This window comes from Sphingomonas sp. FG14, from assembly GCF_057809675.1.
This window is the reverse complement of sequence record NZ_JBMDKK010000038.1, coordinates 1-9,611: the sequence shown is the minus strand read 5'-3', so window position 1 is coordinate 9,611 and position 9,611 is coordinate 1. Positions and strand designations below refer to the sequence as shown.

Genomic DNA, 9,611 nt, shown 5'->3' with positions numbered 1-9,611 from the left:
CCTTGCGGAGCCTGAATCAGATCGCGACGCTCACATCAATGGGTCCTGACCCTAGCATGCAAATCGGGGAAACGGCAATCGCCGCGGTACCCGGACTCTGAACTCTTCGATCACGAGCTCTCGATTTTAATTGAAATAGTACGATAACCAGTACGAACAATCGCTGGCGAAGACCTCGCATATATGCCGAAAGAACATCCAAGCCCTTGCCCGCCGCTACTCCCATTGCCAAACCGATTTCACTTCGGAAAAAATGGCGCTGGGAGATCGGCAGAATCGATCACGTTGGATCTGCCGGACAATATTGATAGCGGGCGTGGTTTCGGCAGCCTCTACTGGGTCACATCCACTCTGGAAGGACTGAACTGGCTGATCCATCTGCGATCGATCAGATGGGGATCCACTTTCCTTTGCCAGCCCGGTGAGAATCTGGCAGCAGATTCCACTATCGGGGGTGAGGATGCGTATAGCGTATATGGTCGCGGTTCTGGCGTGCCTGGCGGGGTGCGATCGTATCCCCGGCACGCTGCTCTACAAACAGGGCATCGGCACGGCCGCCGTCGCCGGGGATATGATCGATCCCGACGCCGCGAAGTTCCGCAATGTCCGCCTCGTCACCAGGAACGGCTTCGAAAGCGTCTGCGGAGAGGTCAACGGCAAGAACAGAATGGGTGCCTATGCCGGGTTCAGGCCCTTCATCGTACGGCTGGGAAACGACAAGCCGACACTGGTGAACATCCAGCCACCGCTGAATACGGACGAGGGGCGCGTGCGCGACGCGCAGGCGCGATGCGACAGGGCGCGGGAATATCCCTACAGCTCCAGCACGGCGAGCGCGCTGTGCGAACGCGCGCAATCCATGCGCAATGAACTTCAGGATTCCGTCAATTTCGACGGCTTGTTGAAACTCTCATGCTGAGCGCCCTTCCGAAAAGGGCGGACCGGAGCGAGCGCCCGTGAAAACCTGTCCCAAATGTGCCGAGCAGATCCAGGATGAAGCGATCGTCTGCCGCTATTGCCGGAGCGATCTGCCCTCGGCCAAAACGCAGGAAGTGCGCTTCTGGCTGACGGGCGCCGGCATCGTCGCGGCGGTGTTCCTCGCCATCTACATCCTGCCGGCATTGGGCGACATGCTATACGATCCGGTCGCGGAAGCGCGACATGACCAGCTCGTCGACCAGTTCGTGGAGATGTCGCGGATCGAAGATCTGGTGAAAGCGCGGCTGAACGATCCCGATTCCGCGAAGTTCGAACATCTCGGCAGGGGCTGCGGCTATGTGAACGCCCGCAACGCGCTCGGCGGCATGACGGGAAAACAACCCTTTGTGGCCGGCGCCAATCAAAAGGTCGCTTTCCGATCCGACGATCCCGAGGCCTTCGACGTCGTGTGGCGCGGCCACTGCCAACGCTGAGGATTTCTGCCCGCCCCGGCCTTCCCAACCTTCGACACAGGACATATGTCGGGATCGTAACCCTATGAAGCAAATGAGATGATCTGGACGATCGCATTGCTGGCGGCGGCGGCGGAAGGGCGTCAGTCCGATCCGTTGGCCGAGGACGATCGCGCATCGATCCGGAAAGAAGTGGAGGCGCAGCTCCTCTTTCCCGCGACGGCGCGCTACCGGTGGCCCGCGACACGAAAATGGGGCCTTTATTGCGGATGGGTGAGTGGCCAGAATCGTGCCGGAGTCTATATCGCCTTCCGTCCCTTCTTCGTCATCGGCGGGCGCGGCGCGACAGGGCCGTACAAGATCATCAACACGCTTGTGGCGAACGGCGATCCGAAGGGTCTGAATTCACGGGTGGTCGAGGACATGTGCAGGGAGCAAGGCTTCGACATGAGCGGCCCACCGCCGGAATGACGGCGGCTTGCCCGGCCGGAAGCGGCCCGCCATCATCCCACCCCATGCGCCTCCATGAAGCGCCGCAGCCTTGGCAAATCGCTGGGGCGATCCGCGCCATCGGGTGAGTGGCGCTCGTTCCATACCGTCAGCAGCGCGGTATATTCCCAATAGGAGAGGTCCCGCGCCTCGGATGGCGGGATGCCCATCATCGCGCAGTTGGTGAGCGCTTCCGCATAGTCGAAGCGGCCTTCACCGCCGGCTTTGCCGTTGCCGGCGCTTCTTTTTTTTTATCGGGCGGCGAATAGCCGTCGATCGCTGCGGCCAGGATCGACGCGGCCAGCGCCCATGCCTCGGTCAGCGGCCGTTCGGGATAGAGATAGGCGGAGACCAGCCGGTTGGCGTCGGCTGGCTTCACCTCCACCGTCTGATCGTCGACCACGCCGGCACGCCCGCCGATCAGGCCCTGACGCACCGTTTCGATCAGGTCGGCGGCGAAGAACTGGGCTTCCATCGGATTGCCCAGCGGTTCGCCGTCGATGATGTAGCGGCCCTTGATCACGCGCGCATAGAGCGCGCCGATGCCGCAACCGCACTTCGCCTGAAGCTCCGCGATCTGCGCCAGCCCCAGGCGGAAGCTGTACGCCCCGTCCGCGAACTCGATGTCGATCCGGGTGGACGGGGCGTCGCTCATCAGGCGGCCGGTGTCCAGACGAGGTCGTCCTGGCCCTCGATCGTCACTTCAAGGCCGCTGTCGCCCTCGATCTGGATCGATCGGTTGCGCGTGGTGAGCATGCCCGATCCGGCCCAGGTGCCCAGCAGGTCGCCGGCATCGGTGCCGTCGTCCTTGTAGCATTCGATCTTGTAGTTCTGGATGACGCCCTTCACGTCGCCCAGCACGTCTTCCTGGTCGATGTTGATCACGCCGCTGCCCGTCACCTGCCACGAGGATCCGGTGGCGCTCAGCTTGCGCTGGCCGGGGCGGTTGGGCTTGGCGCAGTCGCGGCGATAGCGTTCGCGCGTCTGCACGCTTTCGTTGACGTTGGCGTTCTCAAGGCCGCACAGGGTGGTGAACACCGCCGGCGGGCCGGGGGCGGTCTGGACCTTGATCAGCGCGAAATCGGGTTCATTGGGAAGGCTCACTGCGCGTCTCCAGCGATTGATCTGGCGGAAAGATTAGGGGTGCCCACCCGCCCTCACTACCGCCGTCAGAGGGAGGGGGAATGGATGGCCCGCGCTATTCGGCGAAGGCGCGGGCCGTGACGGCGATGATCCCGTGCCAGGCGTCGCGTTCGGCGCCGTCGGGCATCGCCCGGGTCAGATCGGACCAGAGCCGCACGCTGCCGCCGGTCAGCGGCACGCGGTTGCGATGGACCACGCGCCGCGCGGCGCCCAGCGCGCGCAGGACGAAATCCTCCGCGGTCTCGGTCATCGCGCCGCCGCTGTTGAACACGGGCCTGCCGAACACATGCAGCCGGAACGATACGGTCGCGCCCCAGGTCAGCGGCGTCGCGGACGGCGCGTCCCAGCGCATGAACGGCCAGGGGGCGTCGCCCGCCTGCGTCGCGGGATGGATATTGGCCGCCGGGATCAGCGCGGTCAGCGCCGCGTCATCCTTCAGCGCTGTCAGCGTCGCCCGCCGCACCGGCCTGATCAGATCCACCGGCGTTCTCCTTTTCCAGCGCCCCGGCGGCATGGGCGGCCGCGGCGATCTCGTTGGTGATCTCGCCGGACCAGCCGGCCTCGAAATAGGTCGTCTCCAGCCCGCGCACATGCGGAAAGGGCCGGGCGAAAGTGACGGTCTGCATGGTCATGCTCCCTTGGATTTGCGGATCAGCGCGGAAACCTGCTCGCGCACCAGGCGCACCGCCTCGTCACGCCGCCGCGTGGCGGCCGGCTTCATGAACGGGCGCGCGGCCATCTTCGACGTACCGAATTCCAGATCGGCCGAATATGGCGCGTTGGACGAAACCTCCACGCGCAGGGGCTGGGGCTGCACCAGCTCGATATTGTCCGACAGCCGGTGCGTGTCGGCGTTGGGCGGTTCGCCGGGGCGGGAGGGCACATGCTGATCACCCGAAACCGATCCCTCGGTGATGCTGTCGCGCGCATCGGCCTGGATCAGCTTGCCCGCGGCAAACAGCCCCTCGCCCACCTCGCGCGCCAGCCCGGCGCCCATGATGCGCTTCAGCCGGCGGCTGTGCTCGGCGGCGCCGCGGATCCTAACCATGCCGGCCGCGCCCCACCCAGCCGATCCCGGCCGGGTCGGCCTCCAGCGCCGATACCGTCCACAGCCCGGCATGCGGCCCGGCCAGTACGCGCACGCGCGCATCGGTGCCCACCGCGCCGTCCAGGCCGGCGGACAGGATCAGGAAACGCGCGTCGCCCTGCGCGAAGCCGGCATCGCCGCGCATTGCATCGGCGATCAGGTCGATCTGCACCGAACAGGCGCGCTCGGCCGGCGTGCCCGGACCGGCGATCGATCCACCCTCGTCAAAGGATGGCGCGCCCGCGTCCAGAATCACGGCGTCGGCGAACGGCCCGTCCATCCGCGCGGAAACCGCGCGCGCGATGCCGGCAAAGGCTGCGGGCATCGTCATCGGAACGCGCATCCCAGCCGCCCGCCCGTGGCGACGCGCGGCCCGGCGCGGTTGCGCCGCAGATAGACCGCGAAGTCCTGGCCATAGGGGGTGGAGGCATAGCCGCCCTTCACCGCCGCGCTCACGGCGGCTTCGGCGAAGCTGGCGGAAAAGGCGCCCGAACGAAAGCTCGTCACCCCCGCCATGCCGCCGGCCGCGCCCGCATCCGCCGGGCCGGTGCCGTTGCGCGCCATCCGGTGCGCCGCCAGCGCCATGATCGCGGGCGCGTAATCCGCCTCGATCCAGCCGGTGGTGACGGTGGATTGGGCATCGGCCAGCCAATGCTCGATGATGTCCTCGGTCACCGAAGCGAACGCGGGATAGCGTTCCTTCAGCTCCTCCGCGCTTGGGGGGACGTGCGCCATGTCACTGCACCAGCCAGCACGCGGTGGCGCCGGTCATCGCGGTGATGCGCGCCGGCACGAAGGGCAGCGGCACGCCGTCCTTCACCGGATAGCCGGTGCGCGCGGTGCCCGCCGCGTTCTTGAAGCTGATCGTGCCGTCGCCCGCGAAGACCACGGCCTTCACGTTGATCGGCAGGTCGCTGTCTGCCGGGGTGTGGGGAACCGCGTCGCTGCCGAAGGTGCGGGCATCGTTCTGGCGATCGGTGCTGTATTTGTCTGCCATCAAGGCCTCTTCACAAAACGGGCCGCCGCGACGGATCGAGGCGGCCCAGGGTGGGGAATCATGTGCGATCAGGCCGCGCGGGCGCGTTCGATCGCGGAAAGGATCTCGGTCTTGCGGCCGGCATCGCCCAGGTCGATGCCCTCGTCCGCCGCCAGCGCCTTCAGCGCCGCCACGGTCAGGCTCGCCAGCGCCAGCCCGGCCAGCGGCGCGTCTTCATGGCCGAATGCGAACCAGTCCGAATCCTCGGTCCGCTCGCCCGCCGCCAGCGCGATCTCGCGCGCCTCGCCCGGCCGCAGCATCTCCACCGCGCCGGACGCGGCGTGGATACCGCGCGGCCCGGCGGAGATGTTGCGGACCAGCACCATCAGAACGAATCCCGATAGGCGATCGCCTTGGGCAGGCGGATCTCGAGGCCGCCGATGTTCATGATGCCCGCCACTTCCCAGGTCATCGACGATTTCTGGAAGGGAGACAGGAATTCATGCTCGCCGGGCAGGTGGAACTGCACCACCTCGCGGCTGTTGTCATAGGCGATCATGCGCGCGCCGTTGCCGGTGCCCGCCGTTTCCAGCGCGCGGGTGGCGCGGATGGTCAGCGGCTGGCCGGTCTGCGCGGTATAGGCGTTGCTCTGCCGCAGGAAGTCCATCACCGTGATGTCGGTATCGGTCAGCCGCGTGCGCGCGATCATGTTGAAGCGCGACGTGGGCAGCAGCAGCGTGTTGGCCAGATGCACTTCCTTGGTGGCGATGAACGGCGCCTCCAGCGCCTCGTCCACGTCGCGCAGGATCTGGTCTGGCGTCTTGGCGGACCACAGGCGCGACGGGCCGGTGCCGTCGTTCGCCACCTGGGCTGCGGGCACGGAAGCGTTGTTGACCAGGCCGGTCAGCCCCTTTTCCGTGTTGCCGGTCATGGCGATCGCCCATTTGAACTGCTGCGCCACCTTCGACGCGGCGGCCGCCTTCTCGGTGCTCAGGTTGCGGCCCAGCTTGGCGGCGCGCTCCAGTTCCTGCAGCGACCATTCATAGCCGATGCCGGCCAGGTGGTTCTGCTGCACATGCTGGGTGGCGGCGACGCTGGCATAGGGCATGTCGAAGCCCCGGCCGGCGATCCACTGCGCCGCGCCGGCGACGTCGCCCGAATAAAAGACCGATCCGATATCCCACATGTCACCGTCTTCGTTGACGTGCATCAGCGGCGCGATGTCGAACGAAGGATAGCGGACTTGGTAGACCTCGCTTTCGATCCGGTACATCTGCGGGGTCAGGAACGCGATCTGCTGCTGCGCGTCGCGCGCGAAGCTCGCCTCGTCATAGATGAAGGTCATGTGTCCGTTCCCTTGTTTTAGCGCTTCGAGATGCGCACGACGGCGCCGGTGGAAACGGTCTGGTCGAACACCCAGCCCGTCGCGATGATGTTGTCGGTGGCGGTGTCGACGATCGCCTTGTCGTCGGGATCGACATAGACCTGCGCGCCATCGGTCACATTCTCGCCCGCCGTCACATAGACGGCGCCGGACGTGATCACCGGGGCGCTCGCATATTGCTGATATTCGTCGGCGTCCGCGCCGGGCAGCGCCACGGTGCCCGCGTCCGCGATGGTGAAGCCGAGGAAGCCGGAACCGACCGTCGCGGTCACGCCCTGGTCGCCCGCGCCCCGGAACACGGCCTTGCCGAACGCGATGCCGGCGGCATCCTCCACGGTGCGCGAGATGCGGTTGCTCGTCTCGCCATTGGCGACCATGCCGGGATAACCCGCCACGATGCTATCGCTGTAAACAGTCTGGACTTCAGCCATTGATCAAGCTCCTTGGGCGGCGTCGATGCCGCAATAGGCGGTTGCGTTATATGCCCGGCGCCGGGCCAGGGCGGCGTCGCGGGCGGCGCGCGCGTCGCCCAGGTTGGTCAGCCCGCCGCTGATCGCGCGGCGCAGCGGATCGGGTGCGGCGTCGCGCAGCCCGGCGGACAGTGCGGCGAAGCTCGCCGCGATCTGCGCCTCGCTCCACCCCCTGGCTTCGTCGCCCAGCCGCGCGGAAACCACGGCGGCCATGATCGCCTCGACGGTGTCGTCCTCGCCCACGGCCACGCCCAGCGCGCGGGCGCTCGCCACCGCGTCGGCATAGCCGCGCGCCAGGTCGCGCAGCCGCGCGGGGGTTGGCGCGGCGTCGCGCACGCGGCGCTCCAGCGTGGCGATGGTGGCGTCGCGGGTGTCTCGGTCGGCGGTCAGCGCGGCGATCAGCGCCTCCAGCGCCCCCGCCTTGCCGTCGGCATCGTCCAGCCGCGCCAGCAACGCCTCGATCGCGGCGGCGCCCTCGGGCGTCACGTCGATCGGGCGGCCGTCGAACAGGATCGTGCGATTGGTCCGGCCCTCGCCGGCGGTACCAGCGTCAGCGCCGCCTGCCCCGTCCCCGATGCGCAGCGCGGATCCGCCGCGCGCATGATCGACGATGGCCAGGTGATTGATGCGGATGTTGCGCTGCACGGCGTCATAGGGCCGCCCCTCATGCTCGCCCGGCTCGAACGCCAGGTCGCAGGCATAGCCCATGCTGATCTCGCGCTTGCCCGCCTCCACCTCGCGGATGGCGGCGGCGTCGCGCAACAGGAAGGGAACACGCACGGCCTCGCCGTCGCGCACCACCTCGCCATCGGTCTCGCCCACGGCATAGGTCTTCCAATTGTCGGTGGTGACGCTTTCGGGGGGATGGTCGATCGTCACCGGCGCGCCAGCGAAGGAACGCAGGCTGTCGGCGGCGAACACCTCCGCCTCCGGCCGCAGGACGCGAACGATCCGCATCTCCGGCCTGCCGACCTCATAGCCGGCATAATCCTGTATCCCGGTCCGCGCGGCCAAGACCGAGGCGACCATATTGCCAGCGCTATCGAAGCGCGGCGCATCCAGTGTCAGGCGATCCGTCATGTACATGCGACGGTTGATATGGAATGGCCGGGGTGGTCACTACCGCCGTCAGGAGTGGTGAAGATGGAGCTATGCGACAAGATATCGGTCAAGCCTGTAAGCCAGTGCTCGTACTGTCAGCTTACAGGTCCACCACACGCTCCGGCCCATCTGATGCCTATGGAGCGGCGAATGAGCCCGCCATTACAGATATTCCCGCCATATCTGGGCAGCAGACGCCAACCGGTGCACACTTTGGAGAACTTTTCTGTACGACCATCGCATTCGAATTGACACATGCGTGCGATTTTGTGAGTCATGCCCGAGAAGGGGGATGAGACCACGTGAATCGGCGCGTATGCCTTGATCACCCACGTGCCTTGCTCCCACAGACAGTAGACTCATTTGAGACTCAATTTTCCGCTAGGCGAGTCGTGGCTAAAGCGACTCGTTACGCTTTCGCGCCGGGAACATTAAACACCGGTTCACGCTTTTTATGGCAGCATGCATAGCAGACGAGGTGCATCATGAGCTTTGAGATTCCGTCTGACGATGAAGTCGTCGCTACCCTCCAACGGATCGGTGATCGCGTGACCGCACGCGATCTTTGTCTGGAACTAATTAACGCCGGACACACGGTGCGCGAGAGTCAGGTGGCGATTCAGCGAGCGGCGGAGCGCGGCCGGATTCAGGTCAATGACGATTGGACCCTAAGCGCCATCGTCGCGGAGGCGATGGCGGCCTGACAACTTGACCTGGGGGGAAGCTGACCGCTCAGAGCGGCGCCACAGAAATGCGGCCAAAGACCAGCGCTCCGAATTTGAGCGCGATCGGGATCGCTTGCTCTATTCGTCGGCTTTTCATCGGCTAGCGGGAATCACGCAGATAGTACGTGCAGGCGAAGCGGACGTATTTCATACCCGCCAGCAGCACACGATTAAAGTCGCGCAGATCGGACGGCGCCTGGCCCAAAAGCTGAAGGCGGAGCAACCGACGATCGCGGCAGTGCGCGGGCTCGATCCAGAGGTAGTAGAGGCCGCATGCTTAGCGCATGATCTCGGGCATCCGCCGTTTGGCCATATCGGGGAGCACACCCTCGATAAACTCGTTCGCGAACACGATACGGAGGGCTTCGAGGGTAATGCACAGTCATTTCGGATTTTGACGAAACTCGCAGTGCGATTCCCAGATTCCCCGGGGATAGACGTCACTCGAGCAACGCTTGCGGCATGTCTTAAGTACCCATGGATGCGGGGACAGAAGGGAAAAAAATCCAAGAAGAAATGGTCTGCCTATACAACGGAAAAGGAAGACTTCGACTTCGCAAGAAAATTTCATGATCACGATGAAAAAACACTCGAAGCCGAATTAATGGATTGGTCTGATGACGTAGCATACTCAGTCCATGACCTTGAGGACTTCCACCGCTGCAATGCACTACCTTGGCAACGAGTTTTCGATGAAAAGGATCGAATCATCGAACATGCAGCCGGAGAAAGCAGCAACCAAAAAGAAAAGTTAAGGCTGGTCAAAGCCTACGATCGCCTCAAAGGATTCTTAGGGTCAGGACTCGTTGATCACAGCCAGAAGATAACGGTGGCAGCGAGGGCGA

18 protein-coding genes are annotated in these 9,611 nt (G+C 65.1%); 5 read left to right on the top strand and 13 right to left on the bottom strand.

The features are described from left to right. Positions 1 to 460 precede the first annotated feature (460 nt). The 3 genes from ACODTA_RS29865 to ACODTA_RS29855 all read left to right on the top strand — a co-directional run bounded on the left by ACODTA_RS29865 (position 461) and on the right by ACODTA_RS29855 (position 1,862). Complete coding sequence (locus tag ACODTA_RS29865; protein ID WP_489071252.1) at positions 461 to 919, top strand: hypothetical protein; 459 nt, start codon at positions 461 to 463, stop codon at positions 917 to 919. A 37-nt stretch (positions 920 to 956) separates the two neighbouring features. Continuing rightward, positions 957 to 1,412, top strand: a complete 456-nt coding sequence (locus ACODTA_RS29860) for a hypothetical protein (protein ID WP_489071250.1) — start codon at positions 957 to 959, stop codon at positions 1,410 to 1,412. Positions 1,413 to 1,490: 78 nt separating this feature from the next. Further along, positions 1,491 to 1,862, top strand: coding sequence for a hypothetical protein (locus ACODTA_RS29855; RefSeq protein ID WP_489071248.1), 372 nt, complete (start codon positions 1,491 to 1,493; stop codon positions 1,860 to 1,862). Positions 1,863 to 1,894: 32 nt separating this feature from the next. Here ACODTA_RS29855 and ACODTA_RS29850 read toward each other — a convergent pair whose 3' ends face one another. The 13 genes from ACODTA_RS29850 to ACODTA_RS29790 all read right to left on the bottom strand — a co-directional run bounded on the left by ACODTA_RS29850 (position 1,895) and on the right by ACODTA_RS29790 (position 8,026). Further along, positions 1,895 to 2,050: a hypothetical protein gene (locus ACODTA_RS29850; RefSeq protein WP_489071246.1), complete on the bottom strand. Its 156-nt coding sequence runs from the start codon at positions 2,048 to 2,050 to the stop codon at positions 1,895 to 1,897. Next, positions 2,050 to 2,535, bottom strand: coding sequence for a gene transfer agent family protein (locus tag ACODTA_RS29845; RefSeq protein WP_489071244.1), 486 nt, complete (start codon positions 2,533 to 2,535; stop codon positions 2,050 to 2,052). The genes ACODTA_RS29850 and ACODTA_RS29845 overlap by 1 nt, the downstream gene beginning before the upstream one ends. Next, complete coding sequence (locus tag ACODTA_RS29840; protein WP_489071242.1) at positions 2,535 to 2,984, bottom strand: phage tail protein; 450 nt, start codon at positions 2,982 to 2,984, stop codon at positions 2,535 to 2,537. The genes ACODTA_RS29845 and ACODTA_RS29840 overlap by 1 nt, the downstream gene beginning before the upstream one ends. 94 nt (positions 2,985 to 3,078) lie before the next feature. Continuing rightward, complete coding sequence (gp17, locus tag ACODTA_RS29835; RefSeq protein ID WP_489071240.1) at positions 3,079 to 3,504, bottom strand: tail completion protein gp17; 426 nt, start codon at positions 3,502 to 3,504, stop codon at positions 3,079 to 3,081. Beyond that, on the bottom strand, positions 3,452 to 3,649 hold the full coding sequence (locus ACODTA_RS29830) for a hypothetical protein (protein WP_489071238.1): 198 nt from the start codon (positions 3,647 to 3,649) through the stop codon (positions 3,452 to 3,454). Before ACODTA_RS29830 ends, gp17 begins: the two co-directional genes overlap by 53 nt. 2 nt (positions 3,650 to 3,651) lie before the next feature. After that, positions 3,652 to 4,071 (bottom strand): HK97-gp10 family putative phage morphogenesis protein, encoded by a 420-nt coding sequence (locus ACODTA_RS29825; protein WP_489071236.1) that lies wholly within the window; start codon positions 4,069 to 4,071, stop codon positions 3,652 to 3,654. After that, positions 4,064 to 4,441: a hypothetical protein gene (locus tag ACODTA_RS29820; RefSeq protein ID WP_489071234.1), complete on the bottom strand. Its 378-nt coding sequence runs from the start codon at positions 4,439 to 4,441 to the stop codon at positions 4,064 to 4,066. Before ACODTA_RS29820 ends, ACODTA_RS29825 begins: the two co-directional genes overlap by 8 nt. Continuing rightward, complete coding sequence (locus ACODTA_RS29815; protein ID WP_489071232.1) at positions 4,438 to 4,845, bottom strand: DUF4054 domain-containing protein; 408 nt, start codon at positions 4,843 to 4,845, stop codon at positions 4,438 to 4,440. Before ACODTA_RS29815 ends, ACODTA_RS29820 begins: the two co-directional genes overlap by 4 nt. A 1-nt stretch (position 4,846) precedes the next feature. Continuing rightward, a complete protein-coding gene (locus tag ACODTA_RS29810) occupies positions 4,847 to 5,107 on the bottom strand; it encodes a spike base protein, RCAP_Rcc01079 family (RefSeq protein WP_489071230.1) in 261 nt (86 codons plus the stop codon). A 68-nt stretch (positions 5,108 to 5,175) separates the two neighbouring features. Next, complete coding sequence (locus ACODTA_RS29805; protein WP_489071228.1) at positions 5,176 to 5,472, bottom strand: hypothetical protein; 297 nt, start codon at positions 5,470 to 5,472, stop codon at positions 5,176 to 5,178. After that, positions 5,472 to 6,431 (bottom strand): DUF2184 domain-containing protein, encoded by a 960-nt coding sequence (locus tag ACODTA_RS29800; RefSeq protein ID WP_489071226.1) that lies wholly within the window; start codon positions 6,429 to 6,431, stop codon positions 5,472 to 5,474. Before ACODTA_RS29800 ends, ACODTA_RS29805 begins: the two co-directional genes overlap by 1 nt. 17 nt (positions 6,432 to 6,448) lie before the next feature. Beyond that, positions 6,449 to 6,901 carry a structural cement protein Gp24 gene (locus ACODTA_RS29795; protein WP_489071224.1) on the bottom strand — a complete coding sequence of 151 codons (453 nt, stop codon included), beginning with the start codon at positions 6,899 to 6,901 and terminating at the stop codon, positions 6,449 to 6,451. 3 nt (positions 6,902 to 6,904) lie between these two features. After that, positions 6,905 to 8,026, bottom strand: a complete 1,122-nt coding sequence (locus ACODTA_RS29790) for a DUF2213 domain-containing protein (protein WP_489071222.1) — start codon at positions 8,024 to 8,026, stop codon at positions 6,905 to 6,907. 500 nt (positions 8,027 to 8,526) lie between these two features. Between ACODTA_RS29790 and ACODTA_RS29785 the strand changes: the two genes are divergently transcribed. Then, entirely contained in the window at positions 8,527 to 8,745 is a 219-nt protein-coding gene (locus ACODTA_RS29785; protein ID WP_489071220.1) for a hypothetical protein, read from the top strand. A 4-nt stretch (positions 8,746 to 8,749) separates the two neighbouring features. Beyond that, positions 8,750 to 9,611 (top strand): deoxyguanosinetriphosphate triphosphohydrolase family protein (locus ACODTA_RS29780; RefSeq protein WP_489071218.1); only part of this gene is annotated, 862 nt, incomplete at its 3' end.

What these genes read in the sequence shown, in the direction of transcription:
- ACODTA_RS29845 (WP_489071244.1), bottom strand. Translation starts at nt 2,535, where the DNA reads ATGAGCGACGCCCCGTCCACCCGGATCGACATCGAGTTCGCGGACGGG.
- ACODTA_RS29790 (WP_489071222.1), bottom strand. Translation starts at nt 8,026, where the DNA reads ATGTACATGACGGATCGCCTGACACTGGATGCGCCGCGCTTCGATAGC.
- ACODTA_RS29810 (WP_489071230.1), bottom strand. Translation starts at nt 5,107, where the DNA reads ATGGCAGACAAATACAGCACCGATCGCCAGAACGATGCCCGCACCTTC.
- ACODTA_RS29825 (WP_489071236.1), bottom strand. Translation starts at nt 4,071, where the DNA reads ATGGTTAGGATCCGCGGCGCCGCCGAGCACAGCCGCCGGCTGAAGCGC.
- ACODTA_RS29855 (WP_489071248.1), top strand. Translation starts at nt 1,491, where the DNA reads ATGATCTGGACGATCGCATTGCTGGCGGCGGCGGCGGAAGGGCGTCAG.
- ACODTA_RS29850 (WP_489071246.1), bottom strand. Translation starts at nt 2,050, where the DNA reads ATGGGCATCCCGCCATCCGAGGCGCGGGACCTCTCCTATTGGGAATAT.
- ACODTA_RS29805 (WP_489071228.1), bottom strand. Translation starts at nt 5,472, where the DNA reads ATGGTGCTGGTCCGCAACATCTCCGCCGGGCCGCGCGGTATCCACGCC.
- ACODTA_RS29815 (WP_489071232.1), bottom strand. Translation starts at nt 4,845, where the DNA reads ATGGCGCACGTCCCCCCAAGCGCGGAGGAGCTGAAGGAACGCTATCCC.
- ACODTA_RS29800 (WP_489071226.1), bottom strand. Translation starts at nt 6,431, where the DNA reads ATGACCTTCATCTATGACGAGGCGAGCTTCGCGCGCGACGCGCAGCAG.
- ACODTA_RS29795 (WP_489071224.1), bottom strand. Translation starts at nt 6,901, where the DNA reads ATGGCTGAAGTCCAGACTGTTTACAGCGATAGCATCGTGGCGGGTTAT.
- ACODTA_RS29820 (WP_489071234.1), bottom strand. Translation starts at nt 4,441, where the DNA reads ATGACGATGCCCGCAGCCTTTGCCGGCATCGCGCGCGCGGTTTCCGCG.
- ACODTA_RS29830 (WP_489071238.1), bottom strand. Translation starts at nt 3,649, where the DNA reads ATGCAGACCGTCACTTTCGCCCGGCCCTTTCCGCATGTGCGCGGGCTG.
- ACODTA_RS29785 (WP_489071220.1), top strand. Translation starts at nt 8,527, where the DNA reads ATGAGCTTTGAGATTCCGTCTGACGATGAAGTCGTCGCTACCCTCCAA.
- ACODTA_RS29865 (WP_489071252.1), top strand. Translation starts at nt 461, where the DNA reads ATGCGTATAGCGTATATGGTCGCGGTTCTGGCGTGCCTGGCGGGGTGC.